General features: G+C 34.3%; 16 protein-coding genes and 1 riboswitch. Of the genes, 1 reads left to right on the top strand and 15 read right to left on the bottom strand.

Going from position 1 to position 15,256, the window contains the following annotated elements; genetic code table 11:
- Nucleotides 1-172: 172 nt before the first annotated feature.
- On the top strand, nt 173-655 hold the full coding sequence (locus tag J6D32_RS05350) for a hypothetical protein (protein WP_009606236.1): 483 nt from the start codon (nt 173-175) through the stop codon (nt 653-655).
- A gap of 29 nt (nt 656-684) precedes the next feature.
- Here J6D32_RS05350 and J6D32_RS05345 read toward each other — a convergent pair whose 3' ends face one another.
- From J6D32_RS05345 to J6D32_RS05275, 15 genes are all read right to left on the bottom strand, one after another.
- Entirely contained in the window at nt 685-2,085 is a 1,401-nt protein-coding gene (locus J6D32_RS05345; RefSeq protein ID WP_006783822.1) for a cation:dicarboxylate symporter family transporter, read from the bottom strand.
- A gap of 267 nt (nt 2,086-2,352) precedes the next feature.
- Nucleotides 2,353-3,090 (bottom strand): hypothetical protein, encoded by a 738-nt coding sequence (locus J6D32_RS05340; protein ID WP_006783823.1) that lies wholly within the window; start codon nt 3,088-3,090, stop codon nt 2,353-2,355.
- Between the two features lie 342 nt (nt 3,091-3,432).
- Nucleotides 3,433-3,621, bottom strand: a complete 189-nt coding sequence (locus tag J6D32_RS05335) for a hypothetical protein (protein ID WP_009606241.1) — start codon at nt 3,619-3,621, stop codon at nt 3,433-3,435.
- The gene (locus J6D32_RS05330; protein WP_229040030.1) at nt 3,602-3,910 is read right to left on the bottom strand and encodes a hypothetical protein; all 309 of its coding nucleotides are present in this window, start codon (nt 3,908-3,910) and stop codon (nt 3,602-3,604) included. Before J6D32_RS05330 ends, J6D32_RS05335 begins: the two co-directional genes overlap by 20 nt.
- 121 nt (nt 3,911-4,031) lie before the next feature.
- Nucleotides 4,032-5,195 (bottom strand): dicarboxylate/amino acid:cation symporter, encoded by a 1,164-nt coding sequence (locus J6D32_RS05325; protein WP_006783826.1) that lies wholly within the window; start codon nt 5,193-5,195, stop codon nt 4,032-4,034.
- 149 nt (nt 5,196-5,344) lie between these two features.
- Nucleotides 5,345-6,739 carry an alanine/glycine:cation symporter family protein gene (locus J6D32_RS05320; RefSeq protein WP_006783827.1) on the bottom strand — a complete coding sequence of 465 codons (1,395 nt, stop codon included), beginning with the start codon at nt 6,737-6,739 and terminating at the stop codon, nt 5,345-5,347.
- A gap of 187 nt (nt 6,740-6,926) precedes the next feature.
- A riboswitch (glycine riboswitch) is annotated at nt 6,927-7,018 on the bottom strand.
- Nucleotides 7,019-7,183: 165 nt separating this feature from the next.
- Nucleotides 7,184-7,573: a hypothetical protein gene (locus tag J6D32_RS05315; protein WP_009606234.1), complete on the bottom strand. Its 390-nt coding sequence runs from the start codon at nt 7,571-7,573 to the stop codon at nt 7,184-7,186.
- A 112-nt stretch (nt 7,574-7,685) separates the two neighbouring features.
- Complete coding sequence (locus J6D32_RS05310) at nt 7,686-8,279, bottom strand: hypothetical protein (protein ID WP_006783829.1); 594 nt, start codon at nt 8,277-8,279, stop codon at nt 7,686-7,688.
- An 89-nt stretch (nt 8,280-8,368) separates the two neighbouring features.
- On the bottom strand, nt 8,369-8,713 hold the full coding sequence (locus J6D32_RS05305; RefSeq protein WP_006783830.1) for a LiaF transmembrane domain-containing protein: 345 nt from the start codon (nt 8,711-8,713) through the stop codon (nt 8,369-8,371).
- Nucleotides 8,714-8,784: 71 nt separating this feature from the next.
- A complete protein-coding gene (locus tag J6D32_RS05300) occupies nt 8,785-9,390 on the bottom strand; it encodes a hypothetical protein (RefSeq protein WP_006783831.1) in 606 nt (201 codons plus the stop codon).
- A gap of 253 nt (nt 9,391-9,643) precedes the next feature.
- Nucleotides 9,644-11,590 carry a DUF2075 domain-containing protein gene (locus J6D32_RS05295; RefSeq protein ID WP_006783832.1) on the bottom strand — a complete coding sequence of 649 codons (1,947 nt, stop codon included), beginning with the start codon at nt 11,588-11,590 and terminating at the stop codon, nt 9,644-9,646.
- Between the two features lie 40 nt (nt 11,591-11,630).
- Complete coding sequence (locus J6D32_RS05290; protein ID WP_006783833.1) at nt 11,631-12,209, bottom strand: GIY-YIG nuclease family protein; 579 nt, start codon at nt 12,207-12,209, stop codon at nt 11,631-11,633.
- Complete coding sequence (locus J6D32_RS05285; protein WP_039930635.1) at nt 12,193-12,813, bottom strand: hypothetical protein; 621 nt, start codon at nt 12,811-12,813, stop codon at nt 12,193-12,195. The genes J6D32_RS05290 and J6D32_RS05285 overlap by 17 nt, the downstream gene beginning before the upstream one ends.
- Nucleotides 12,814-13,015: 202 nt before the next feature.
- Nucleotides 13,016-13,786 carry a TMEM164 family acyltransferase gene (locus J6D32_RS05280; RefSeq protein WP_006783834.1) on the bottom strand — a complete coding sequence of 257 codons (771 nt, stop codon included), beginning with the start codon at nt 13,784-13,786 and terminating at the stop codon, nt 13,016-13,018.
- A gap of 2 nt (nt 13,787-13,788) precedes the next feature.
- Entirely contained in the window at nt 13,789-15,030 is a 1,242-nt protein-coding gene (locus tag J6D32_RS05275) for a glycosyltransferase family 2 protein (protein WP_006783835.1), read from the bottom strand.
- Nucleotides 15,031-15,256 lie beyond the last annotated feature (226 nt).

Here is a 15,256-nt window from a genome sequence, read left to right as displayed (position 1 = left end):
AAGTCAATCAGGTTACTTAACATCGTACTTTCCTCGCGATACTTATAGGTAATCTAAATTTTAAATCAATCAAAGTTTTCTAAAAATCAAGAAAACTTATCGTCACTGATATAGGATAAAAAATAAAAATATAGTAAAATGACAACAAAGACTATAAAAGCGAGGGAAGAACATGCAAGCACAATGGACCATTCAATTAGACACCCATCTCTACGGTTGTTTCAATACATCCTTATTAATTTGCGAAGAAGACAATGCTCGATACGCGACTGATGAAGAACAAATAGACTTTTTAAATCGCCTCATTCAAATTGACTTAGAAGAATTAAAAGATGCTTATTTAATCGAACGATTAGATATTTTTAGAGAACATCTAATGGCTTTAAATTTCACACCAGAATTCTTCCATTGTTGGAATGAAGTAGCGCCTAATAGCTATACAGAATATTTAAAAATTGAGCATCAAGAGAATAAAAAAATCGTGGCTTGCTTTAAAGTCAACACGACGCAAGGGATCAAAAATCAGGAAATCATCGATCTTGTGGGTGAGATTGAAAGTATCAGTGTAACCAAATATGAAATTGCAAAAGATTCTAAAATTGGATCCATTAAACTTCAACTATTAGATTTAGGGATTCATGAATTAAAGGCATAAAAAAGACGGGGTGAGTCCCCGTCTTTTTTCTATTCTTCATCTTCAGTTAATGTTTTGCGTCCATAGAACACATCTTTATCAATATGATTATATTTTTTTCCAATTAAAACAGCTGTTGTTAATGTTCCGTTTACATTTAACATCGTACGTCCCATATCTAAAATCGGATCAACCGCAATAACTCCTGCAATCAGTGGGAAATAAGCTCCCATTCCCATTCCTGATAACACAACTGAAATCGCCATCGTTGCAGACCCAGGAATTCCAGCAATTCCAAATGAAGCTAACGCAATCACTAAGACTAACATCGCAATAAAGCTTAAATCAATCGGTGTTCCCGTCATGTTAGCTACCATGACCGCGACTAATGCAGGATAAAGTCCCGCACATCCATTCATTCCAGCATTAGATCCTAAACTTCCAACAAAAGTAGCCGTTCCGTTATCAAGTCCAACATTATCGGTTAGCTTTTCAATACTTACAGGTAATGTTCCAAGACTTGAACGTGAAGTAAAGGCTAATACTAAGGCATCTAATACATTTTTAACGTAACGGAATGGATTTAATCCATTCATTGCAATTAAGATTAATTGCACCACAAACATCACAGCGACTCCAACATACAGGGCAATAATAAAGTCAAACACTTGTCCTAAAGCTGACATTCCACGTCCCGCAATCGTATTTGCTAGTAGGGCAATCACGGCATATGGCATCCATTTGATGATTGTCATCGCAACACTTAAAATGATTTTATAGAAAGCTTCTACAAAATCAATAAATGGCTTCACCACATCATAATACTTTTTCGTTTGACGTTTCGTCGCAATTCCTAAAAAAGCCGCAAAAATAACAACTGCTACCACATTTCCTTCTGCCATCGCTGCAATTGGATTAGATGGAATTAGCCCACGAAGTGTATCAACAATTGAACTCACTTCACGAATAGAAACATCACCCTCCATTAACGTTGTGCTAACCCCTAACTTAAATAAGTTTCCAATGATTAATCCAATAATCGCCGCAATCGTTGTTGTTCCAACTAACGTCAACAAGGTTCTAGCTGTCATCGCTCCTAAATTTTCTCCCTCTTTCATGTTAATAATAACACGAATAATTGAGAAGAAAATAAGTGGGACAACTAACATTTTTAATAAATCCATGAATCCGTTTGCCACTAATCCATACCACTTATTAATTTCTGCAATAAATGGAACATCCATCGGAACATCTGGGAATCCGCCTACAACTTGAATTAATAATCCAAGTACAAGACCAATCGCAGTTGCCGATAACATACGTGTTGAAAATTTAACTTTCTTTTTTTCAAATTGCTTCATCACAAAGAATAAAGCAATTAAAATCGCAATAAAAATAACCGTTCGAATATCGGTTAAATATAAGAAATCTGTAAAAAATGAACTTGTCATCCGTTCACTTCCCTCCTATTCAATTTGTCAAGTGTCTTTTATTTTACAATGATGCTTTTAATTTAGCAACTAATATAATAACTATTTTTCATAATAATGATTAACATTCACAATCATTAAGTCATCTGATTCAATACAAACTTCATTTTAAACGAATCAAAATAGCATCTTAACCTTCCTAGCGTGCTTTATATAGAATACCCCAATCTGATACTTTAATCCAAATTGTGATTGATAACAAATAAAAAAACCATGATTATCATGGTTTTATTCCATTTCGGTAAGAACCTCTCCTTCCACCCCTTGTAATAATTCAAAATAATACCCAATCAAGACTGTATCATCGATGTAAGAAGATTCTTTAACGCAGATACGGTATAAATCAATTAACTTTAAACATTCCTCTTGTGATTCTACCTTATAAAACGGTTGATTTAAATCTTCACTATTGCCGGTGAGTAAATTTCCTCCAAGATAGACTTCTGTTTGATCAACTACATAAAGAGAAGGTAACTGTTCAAGCCACGTCTCATTAATAATTTTAAAATTCGTTCGTCGTTCAATATGTGTCACAGATAACTCAGGTTTTTGACAACATAAATAATATAAGACACCACAGACCATCGTAATTAAAACAAAAAGTCCGACTTTAAATGGAAAACGAAGAGAAACAATTAAAAAAACAAGCGTCAATCCAACCAAAATCAGAGTCGCTAAAAATTTTAATTCCTTCACTAATTGAATTCGTTCTAAGTCAACCTCAATTTTTAAGGACCGATATAAAACTTCATGAAATAAATGATAAAAGTAGGAATCCGATTTTTCAAAGATATGACTCGTCATCGTGACATCGACTTCAACTTGAGGTGAAAATTGAAATTTCGCAAACTCATCTGGATTAACTTCACTAACATAGAGTTCTGTTTTTTTCTTTGAAGCTCCTAACCGTTCCTTAACCTCTTCAAGTGAACACGATTTTAACGATTTAAGATTAGAAAAATCCATTGCTATTCCTCCCATCCATATCTATTAACTAGCATCACCTTTTCGCTTGGGATGGTTTTTTAAATTGTACAATAAAAGTTAGTTAAAAGAGACCTCATGAATACCTAGTACGATGCTTATTATTCTGCCATCTCTTTTCCTCCTTTATACTAATATATGCGATGACACATAAATTTAACCCTCCCTTTCTTCATGCTACTCAACCTCCATCCTAAAAATCATCCAGATGACAAACATCAAATCTAATTCTGAATCCTCACCTCTTTTAATCTCATATTGTTGTTCATTACGCCAAAAATTATAACGATACTGCACTTCAAATAAACACGCTCCTGACAAATTTTAAATTTGCCGAGGTTCCTTACTTTCACTCGTTGCAATCACCTCTAAATTTGGTGAATAAAACACATAATTCTCCTCATCTTCTAACACATAACCTGACACTAAACCCGCTTCATTAAGCCCCTGAAATAACAGCTGATTCTGAACACTCTCAAAATAACTCACCAATTCATGATTCACGGTACACATACACATTCGCCTCGAAAAAAGATGACATTTCAAGTCGTGCATATCCCACTTTCTTATCTTCAATATAAATCGCTCGGTACTCATCCATCGCTAATTGACTGCCTTTTAAAACAATCTCCTCCCGCTCTTGAAGACATGCTCTCATTTCTTTGGCACTTAGGGTACTTCCTCTATCGAGCAACAATTCAAACTCACACATAACCATCCCAACACACGTCACAACTATCAAAATCAAAAGTCCTACAATTAAGATAAAGCGACCTATTTCAGAAAAACCCTCCCACCTCACTTCAATCACTCCAATATCTTAAAATTCAGTTCTCTAAATTTTATTGTTTTTTTGACATAAATATGAATTTTCATGAAAAACGATCCCTTTTTAACCAAAAAAAGAGCGAAAATTCGCTCTTCTATCGTTTACGTTTAATTAATCTTTCCACAAAGATGGCCATTGCCCCATCTCCAGTGACATTAGTAGCCGTTCCGAAACTATCTTGTGCCGCATGCAAAGCAATCATCAATGGCTTCTCAAAACTTCCAAATCCAAGCATGGATTCGAGTAACCCAAGAGCCGCCATCACACCACCTCCTGGAACACCAGGTGCCGCAATCATCATAATCCCTAACATTAAAATAAACGGAATATACATCGCTAGTGTTGGGGATTGTCCATTTAATAACAAAATGGCCATCGAGGTTAACACTAATGTCATGGTATCACCCGCAATATGAATGGTTGCAGACAATGGAATCACAAATTCACAAACTTCTTCATCCACATCATTCGATTTTGCACATTCGAGCGTAATCGGAATCGTTGCAGCCGATGACTGCGTTCCAACAGCTGTTAAATAAGCGGGGAACATATTTTTTAATAATCGAAATGGATTTTTACGTTTAATTCCCCCAGCTACCGTATATAAAATGATTAGATATAAAACCTGCAATCCAAATAAGACAAGATAAACCATTAAAAAAGATTTAATCGTTGTGAAAATGGTTCCACTATAACTGAGTTCTGCAAAAACCGAACCAATATAGATGGGAACAATCGGAACAATCACTTTTGAAATCACAGACATCATAATCTCACTAAAATCCTGACAGACTTTAAATAAAGAACTTTCTTTACGAGTTGAAAGCCCAATTCCAAGTAAAAATGCTAAAACTAGTGCGCTCATCACTCCCATAATCGCTGGCATTTCAATCGTAAAAATCGGGGTAATCGTGATGCCATCTTCCGTAAATAAGCTAATGCCTCCTATTAAAGAAGGTAATAATAATTTTCCAATTACGAAAGCCAAAAATCCTGCACTAATCGTTGAAACATAGGCCAGTACCGTTGTTAGAAATAAACTTCTTCCTGATTGATTTCCAAGCGATGCAATCCCAGGAACAATCAGTCCAATAATAATTAATGGAATCACAAACGAAATAAACGCTCCAAATAGACTTCGGAAAGTCGCCATGATGGCAATCGGTAAACTCAACTCGGTGGTGCGACACATCACCCCCAAACTGATTCCGATGATTAACCAAATTAAAATACGTAAAATTAATGGCATCTTTTTCATGCTTCTTCCCTCACTTCTTTTGAAATATTGTTACTATTATCTCAAAATTTACAATTTTTTCAACATTTTATTACCAAAAATAACATATTTTTTTAAATTTAAAAGGAATCTCTAACTCTGAGATTCCTTCTTTTTTTTATCAAATTGGGTTATGACCTCACTTTAACGTGAAGATCATGTATCTCCTCTTGTTTAAGATAAGCTAAATAACGTTTGGTTTCAGCTACCACAACCCCACTTAAAGCGATTAACGCAATTAAATTCGGTAAAGCCATTAATCCATTCACAATATCAGCTATTAACCAAACTGCATCTAATTGTAAGAAAGCTCCAAGTCCAATCATGATGATGAAAAGAATACGATATAGCGTAATACTTTTCACACCGAATAAAAATTCACAGCAACGCTCGCCATAATAGTTCCATCCTAAAATCGTGGTAAAAGCAAACAGCGATAAACACACCATTAAAAGTAAAGAACCTAAAGGCATCCCCCAGACAGTCGGTAACACAGAATTAAATGCAGCTTCTGTTAAAGCACCACCCGAAATCCCTTCAACCGTAAAGACACCTGTTACGATTAAACTTAAACCCGTTAATGTACAAATAATGAGACTATCGATAAAAGTTCCCGTCATCGAAATTAACCCTTGTTCAGCTGGCCAATGAGTTTTAGCAGCTGCTGCTGCAATCGGTGCACTTCCAAGACCTGACTCATTTGAAAATACGCCACGCGCGACCCCATTTCGAATAGCCATTGCTATCGTTGCTCCTGAAAAACCGCCCATTGCGGCTGATGGTGTGAAAGCACCACCAAAAATCATTTGAAAAGCTGGCAGAATGAACTGATAATTCACGATTAAAATAATAAGACAGATGATAATATAAGCCCCTGCCATCACAGGCACCACTTTTTCTGCAACTTTTGAGATAGCCGTAATCCCACCAAACGTAATAATCCCAACTAAGACAGCTAATAAAAGTCCAGTGATTTTTGCAGGAACATTTAATGTCCTTTGAATACTTGAAGAAATCGCATTGACTTGCGTAAACGTTCCAATACCAAGTAAAGCCACTAAAATCCCACTAAAAGCAAAGAATATGGCTAATGGTTTAAACTTTTTCCCCATTCCATTTACAATGTAATACATCGGTCCTCCCGCCACGTTTCCATTTTCGTCCACTTCACGATATTTAATGGCTAATACGCCTTCTGCATACTTCGTTGCCATGCCAAAGAACGCAGCTAACCACATCCAAAAAAGTGCTCCTGGTCCTCCCGCTGAAATCGCAGTCGCCACTCCAATAATATTTCCTGTTCCAACCGTTGCAGCTAACGCTGTACATAACGCACCAAAAGAAGAAATATCCCCTTCACCTTTATTATCTGCTTTAAAAATTAACTTCACCGCTTGAGGTAATTTAAATAATTGAATTAGCCCTAAACGAACGGTTAATAAGACCCCCGTTCCAACTAACAACGTTAGCAGTGGAGGTCCCCAAACAAAACGATTCATTTGATCTAATAACTGTACAAAATTCATCACTAACACTCCTTTTTTTACACCCAACTGGTTGTTTTAAAAAAGAAGGGAAATAATATGTCGATTTCCTGGGAAATTCCTGTTATTTTACCCCAACAAACAAAAAGAGTCACCTTTTTAAAGATGACTCTGGAGTTTGACGTTAGTAAAAAGAAGGGTAACACAAAAAATGCGTTCCCAAAAAATACTATTCATCCCTGTCCTTTTGCCTGAGAGATTGAGCGAGATTGCCTTGCCCCTTCGGCGCCTATTCAAATAGGTCTCTCCAGAGTTCCGTCCGCTTTACAGTCCTCACTTGATTAATCAAGTACCTGAGAGTATGACTCCTTCGGTGTTCCAAATTGGAAACTCTTCTATAAAACTTCAACCGGTGTATTTTCATTAAATTAAAATTAGAATAACTCATCTTGTCGTATTTTGCAAGAGGAATGAGTCTAATAAATTTTATTTAGCATCGTTTTCAGAAATAGAAACTGACTGAACTGAGATTTTGCTCATCATTTCTTCAGCTGAAACCATTGGAATCCATGAGTCATCTCCTTTTTTAAACATCACCCTTAATTCCTTTGCTTTTTGACCATCCTGCTGAACCACCATCCAAATCTGCGCTAAATCGCCTTCTTCTGTGATATCAATAACATCATAGGTTAAAGAAAAATTTTTATTCTCAAAATTTGAATCGGTACTTGTTAACAACGTCATCTCTAATTCCTGGACTTGATACATCAGTGAATCTAAACTTTTTCGTGGAGATGGAACCTCTCTTAATCGTCCCACTTTTCCCACGATTAAAAAACTGACAATCAAGATCCCCATGATTAATCGTCGATTCATTTTTTCACCTCTTTTAATATCCTTTGCATGATGAACCTAAACCTCATCTTTGAAACATTAAAAAGCTTTTATTTTAGCTGATTGTTCCTTAATTTAAAGTTCTACTCGTTCATCACGATACGAATCCAAGAATACCTTGTTTTAATTTATCTAAAATCTGTTCTTGAGTAGGAATTTTAAACGTCTCATTTAACCATTCTTCGGTGAGATCTGGGACCCACAATCCTTTTTGTTTCTTGAGCGGCAGATCAATGGTCTTGCTCATCATAGGCTTTTCAATTTGTTCATTTTCCATTAAACTCAAAATGGTATTAACTAACATGTCTTGGCCTCGTCCATTGAAGATATCATCAATTGTTCCAAAGAAATTGGTCAAGACTTGTTTTAAAATCGTCAGGCGTTCATTAATAATCAGTTGCAGTACATCAACAAAGGTTAAATCGACTGTGACATACGCTTCCTGTCCTTCAATCCGTGATCCTTTTATCTCATAGCTGATCGTTGATAAAACAGATTGTAATAAATCCCGCTCTTGATCCGTTAAAGTAAGCTCATCCGAGTTTAAAATTAAAGCATAATCATCTTCTTGAACTTTATCAAACATCACTTTTACGGTTAATTCCGGAAATACTTGCTGAAATTTTATATATCCAACCCCGCCAACGACCACTAAGACGGCAATGATTATCCAAATCCATTTTTTCATGACTCACACCCTTATCCTATCTTTTTATTCATTATAGACTTTTTTAAAGGATTTTATAGCCATTGCCTGTAAAAAAGAGATTAGTTACGCTAATCTCTTTTTTCTTCATCTTGATCATCTAAATCTTCTCTACGAGATGGAACAATGAGTAATGCCATCCCTATCACCACCAATATCATAGGAACTAGTAACATCTCCATAGTCGGAATCCATTGACATAATAAAAAGGAGACTCCAATCCCGAGACCGATGAGATTTCCACGTCGAATACCGTTTTCAAAAATATGAACTCCACACGGAATAATGATAAAAAATGCCCAAAATCCACTAAAGAACACACTAAAATCCCAAATCCTTAAAACATCACCCCCTACTCCAATTCCTAAAATAATGAGTGCTAATCCCCAAATTAAATCCGATAGTTTCAAACTCATAACAATCGCCCCTAACTTGTATTTACTACACTATATGTTAGATACTGTCAAAAAGTGACCTAATTTCTTTATTAAACTCCTTCATCCTCATCAAAAAACGTTAATAGTCCCCCATATATTCCATTTAATACAGCTTCATCGAGAACAATCTTCCACGAATCCTTTTCATAAATAAGATGAACCTCGACCGTCGTTGTCATCATTTCCCTCTCCTCGCTATGAATCAGATACGTCATGATTTGATGATAAGCCTCATTTAATTCTTCTTGATTGGGATGCCCCTCTTCATATAACGTTGCATTTGAGAATAAACGGTTGAAGATTTCGATATAAAATAATGGCATGACTTTGTCCATGTCTACATTTGTCATTTCCGTGTAAACGATAGCGCAATCCCCTTCATCTTCAACATCTAAAATTCTAAAATTAAACCGTTCAACCACTTGAGGCATCATTCGATCAAACGGGATATCGTTCGTAATTTTGGCATCTAAAAACGTGTTAGGATCTAAAATATTAACCCCAAAATATTTTTCAACCGTTCTCTCATCATAATTTTGAACCCCAATTAAAGCACTTGAAACCGCGCTTTTAATCGGTTCTCTCGATGAACCACACCCCGTTAGTAGAATGATCATCATCATAATTAAAACCTGTTTTAAACATTTCCATCCCATTTCATCACCTCCTCTATTCACTAACTATTCCTACTTAATATCCCCCATTTTCCCTCGACTTAAACCTAAAAAAAAGACTCCCATCTTCTTATAGAAGCTGAAAGTCTTTCATTTGATTCAATCTCTTTTAAACCTAGTTTTTCAATAATAATCTTAATTCCTTATAGAAAATTTACCGATTGTAAATATTCCTCAAGAGTTGAGCAAAATCTTTTTATCAAAAGATTTCCCTTTAAATACTCCTTGGCTGTTATTATTCTAACTCATCTTCTGCTGCCATTGACCATCCATAGGTATCCGCTACTGGAATATAGCGAATTACTTTATCAGTTTGATTTAAACGTTTTTTCAAATAGATACTTAAGTTGTGATCGGTACAATAAATATAGCATCCTTTTTGTCCACGAGTCATTAAGGTTCGGTATGTATTTTTTATGATTTTGTCTGCTAACTCTAAAGCTTCTTCAGGATTTTTTTTATACATTCCTTTTAATCCTTTAATGGATTGGTCGGTGCTAGCTCGTTTAAAGAAATCTGTTACAACTTGACCATTTTCATAACGCATATCATCCCCAATAATCACACCAACATAGTCGAATTCAAGTCCTTGACAGGTATGAATACATCCTGCTTCTTTCACTGAGGTTGGATCAATGGCCCATGTTGATGAGTTTCCTAAATTCCAACTCATTCCGAAATGATGCTCTTTAATTTCGATATCTTTATGATTCGTATTATTACGACCGTCTTTTTTCCATTCCCAACAATATCCCGCTACAATTCGTGCTTTATTATTAATCACATTTTTCTTTTCAATTAGGTCTCTCATGACATTCGGATCATCCACCACTTTAATATCATAATCAAATTCGAATCCATCAAAGTTTGCCGTTTGTTTAATTTCTAATACATCATCTAACCAAGACAGGTATCCATCTGCTCCATTACATCTAAATTGAGAATCTAATTTCATTTCATAAACATCCGCATTTAACTGACCTGCAAAGAATCTAATGGCCTCTTTACTCCCCGCATCTGATACTGTTACCCTTTGATTTTCATCTATAAAGAAGATTGAAAATTTAGCGGCATTAATAATTTCTTTTGTTTGATTTTCTCCTTTATTTTTAAACATCCCAGACTTTTCATTTAACCGATGTGCTTCATCCACAATTAAAACATCAAACTCATTTTTATCAGATTCATAATAACACCCTGAACCTTTAAATAAATTATTTATGTATGATTTTTTATGATTTCCTTGAAGTTTCTCACAATAAATCGAACGAGGCGCACTATTTTTCGTAATATACTGACTTACCATCTCCTCTGATGTCAATTTAACTAAGAGATTTATAGCAAGAACAGATTTACCTGTGCCTGGCCCTCCCTCAACAATTAACACATTTTTCTTATTACTACGATAAGAATCGCGAGCTAACTCTAGTGCCTCTTCATACACCACTTTTTGAGTATCTATCATAATAAATTCTTGATTTCCTTGAAGCATTGAATTTAATGAATCTTGTAAAGACTTTGAAGGACGAATTTTTCCATTTTCAATTTTATATAAAATACGCTTTCGATCGGAAAGTTTAATATATTTCTGAATAAATGATCTAAGTTTTAATACATCACCTTTTACGTAGACAGGGGCACGGTCAATATAATCTTGGTAATGTTCGTTTATTAAAGCATCATTCTCTTCAAGAACATAATTGTGTAAATAGGCACAAGGATATAAACTTACCTCCCCATTTTGAACTGATTCATTATAATTTTCAATTAAACTTGCATATGACCAAGCTTGATACGATGGATGGGCTGTTTCAGTTACTCCATGAGCAAATCGAGTTTTAATAATTCCATCCTTCATTTCAACTAATTCAGAACTTTCCCACTGCTTGAGTTCCACAATAACAACAGAATCATTTTTTTGCTCATCCATTCCAGTTAAAATGAAATCAATTCGCTTTGAAGTGGTTGGCACCTTATACTCAATGGCTACGCCTGCTTCACTAGGAATGTCATCTGTACTTAAAACCTTATACATATATTGCATCGAATTATCCCAAGAACGTATTTCATTTTTTGATGTACGTCCTATCTTTTTCTGATAATTCTCATAAATTTTCATCGTTAATTCATCATTTAAAATATGGTTTAAAAATTCACTTTTTGTTGCTTCATATACTATCATTTATATTTACTCCTAAATGTCATAGTTAACTCATTATATTCTACACTACTTGAGACTGTCTATATTCTTCAGCAATCATAGTTTTATTAAATTCTGCCGTTGGATCAATTTCTGTAACTATTTTTTCTAACTCATCAATTGATACATTAAAAAATTCTTTTCTTAGATTAATTTTATTAACCCTATTTTTTTCAAGAATACTATGTAATTTTTGTTCTAAAGCAACTGCATCATCTGAAAAAATGAAGCTATGTACATCGAACATAAAAGGCACACTGGCATCACTTAATTCCTTTACTCTATCCATAGGCTCTAACCTTCTTGTCATACCCACCTTAAAAATATTCTCTCCAAACGACCCTAAGTTACTAATTATATACACATTTCCAGCTTTTCCATTTTGACGTTTTATAATATCGTCTTTCTTCTGCTCAACATCAAACAATTGTCTTTGTAACTCTTCAATTTTATTATTTAATTGAGATAATTTATCTTGATTATCCGTAATTAACAATAGCTCTTTAACTTTATTAATCTCTCCAATATATTTAGCCTCTTCCTTTTCAACCTGTTTTCTTTGTTGTTCAAGTTGTTTTCTCTCCTCAACTTCTTGCTTCATATTTAATCAATAACTCATTAATAGTTTTTTCATTTTCTTTATAGGCTTTTCTTAAAGATTTCACATCCATAGAATGGATTTTCAACACAACTGTTGGACACAAGTCTTCTAACTCAAGTGACTCTAATTCCGATAACTCTTGATAATTATTAATAGAGTATTCTACTGCTCTATATAATTTCTTTATTTTTTCTAATTTATTTGTTTGAGTATTAATTTGTTTTTCTACTTTGTCGACCTTAGCTGTGGCATTTTCTATTTCATCTTCTAATTTCTTTAATTCTTCTTTTTGTTTTAATTGTTCATTAAGTAAATCTGTTATTGACTCTACTGCTTGTTTTTCAGCATCTTTTATTATTTCGTTAATCATAACTTCTTTATTTTCTATTTGATAAATTAGATGACTTAAATGTGCTTCATAATTAATAATTTCTTTATTTAATCTATTCACCATCTTCAAAAGTTGTGATTTTTTAAAACTTAATATTACGGCAAAAATTAATGAAAAAAATAAAAACCATCCCATGTATAAAACTGCAATAAAAACCTCATTATAATACCATTTATTCAGTCGATTTATAACTTGTTCATAAGACAATACCATCTACATATTCCCCCTTTTCTGATTTCTTCTAATAATAGTTTATCACATAATTTTACATGCAAAAGAATTATACGGGTAATTATCAATTCAATTTTCAAAAAGACTCCTCCTATTTAGAGAAAGTCTTTGGTTTATTATTTCTCATGAACAAAGTGTGGAATACAAAAAAAAACGTCTCAACAATGTGAGACGTTTTTTTGTATTAATTAAATTTTCTTGTTTGACGAGCCAAGATTATTTTGACAATCAATGAAAATAGGGCAGGTCCAACTAAGTAAGCTAGCATAGCCAGTAGCGTATAAGCGACTTGACTATGTTTTTGAATTTCATGAACAAAGGCAAATGGAACATTAAAGGGTTCTCGAAGTAACATAATGTTTGATCCAAATAAAACATTTAAGATAATTGATATCATGGCTCCTATCATAAAATAAACACTAAAATAAACATAAGTTTTTCGGTTTACTAAAGTTTTTTGCTGTTTTAAATACATAAAGCTTAAATAAATCATAGCCGTATGGAAGAACAGACTGTATAAACATAAGTAATGCCAAATGGGATATCTCATGAGTGACGTTGTCGGGAAAATTAAAAATCCAATTCCCCCAAGTAAAGCACCCATGATAATAAATGCATCACCGAGTTTTTTAAACACGCCTTTTCCATAGCCACTAAGCCATAACGCATATATAAACAATGAGCAATACGATAATGGGAACCATGCATCTAACCAGGTATAGCCGAAATAAAAGTTATAGCCAATTTTAATGAGCTCGAGAAGGGTGATGATAACCGCTAAGATTTTGGTTAACTTCATCACTGTTTTCCACTGCATCTTTCTTGAGGCAAGTAAACACACACCTACTATCACAAAACAAACCAATAATGAGATAAGATGGGCGCTTGTAAACATCCCTGCACTTGGATATTGATCCAATGGCGCAAAAAATGCCGAACTCATTTGTTTTAGCATCCTTATCCCTCCTTAATTTCAGCTATTGTTTTTGCTTTACTATGTTCAATGGGTTTCCATTCCACTTTTTTAAATAAAGCCGTAATCGTAATAGGAATATACGTTAACATAAATAATGGGAATGTGAAAATATACAGAACTTTTTTGAAGTTCGTCGTGTGAATTTTATTCCACTGCGTAAACGTTGTTAACGCTCCGATGGCAACTAACGTAAAGTAAATATTAATAATCATTTGCTGTAAACTACGAATAATAACAGCCACTTCATAACGCGAGAAATCCCCCAATAACAGAGCCAATCCATTAAATAAAATACTAAAAATAGTTAAGAAGATAGCTGGGCTAATGACCATAAACATGTCAAAGCATGATGAGTTTTTTCGAAGCGCCCCCTTCATTAAATTCCCACCATATTGACGAAAGACTTGGAAAAATCCTTTTGCCCAACGAAGACGTTGTCTAAATGATTGTTTGAATTTAATTGGTTGCTCATCATATAAGACGGCATTTCGGCAATACCCAATTTTTTCGCCTGAAAGAACATTATCTACGGTGAATTGAATATCTTCTGTTAACAAGAAAAATTTCCATCCGTCATATTTTTCAATAATACGACGACTAAAGAAGAAGCCTGTTCCAGAGACAGCGCAACTTGTTCCAAGTAACATACGTCCTCGATTTAAATATTCTGATTCCCATAAAAACCAGATGGCGTATCCCGCTGAAATCCAATTATCACCAAAGTTTTTGGAGTTACGATAACTCGTGATGATGTCATAACCATCGGAGAACGTTTTATTCATTTCTAAAATATAGTTTTGATCCAAAACATTATCCGCATCAAAAACAAAATATCCGTCAAAACGCTCATTGTTTCTTTCCATCTGGTCTAGTAAATATTCCATCGCATAGCCTTTACCAATTTTATCTTGATTAAAGCGTTCATAGACGACGGCTCCTAGATTTCTTGCAATTTGAGCGGTATTATCCGTACAATTATCTGCGACAACAAAAACCGTTACGTTGCCCTTTTGATACGTTTGTGCCTGAATACTCTCAATCAAATGGCCAATCACTTCTGCCTCATTTCGTGCAGCGATTAAGACGGCAAAATGATGAGCTTTTTCTTCTTTATGCGGTTTATCTTTTTGAACTAAGGCCGTTGCTACATATAGAAATTGATAACAATAACAGACGAAAAAAATTGCTGCCACCGTAAAGTTAATCATTATTAGTTTTTCCATAAATCTCTCCTCAATATGACTTAGACATGGTTGTCATTTGTATTCGTTTAAGTTAGCTCTTTAATCTTCATCATAATAGGTGTTGAAACAGATTTATTTGACATGGCTCTATCTCACATTAAAATAAAGACATCTCAAAATCACTCTATTTGACAATCCTCTTTCTGTTTAAAATTCGAGCGATTGTGACAAACATACATGATAACAATATTTTATTGAATTGACA

The organism is Turicibacter sp. (genome assembly GCF_017941855.1).
GTDB lineage: Bacteria > Bacillota_I > Bacilli_A > MOL361 > Turicibacteraceae > Turicibacter > Turicibacter sanguinis.
The sequence above is the reverse complement of the archived record's forward strand: the minus strand, read 5'-3'. Positions and strand labels throughout refer to the sequence as shown.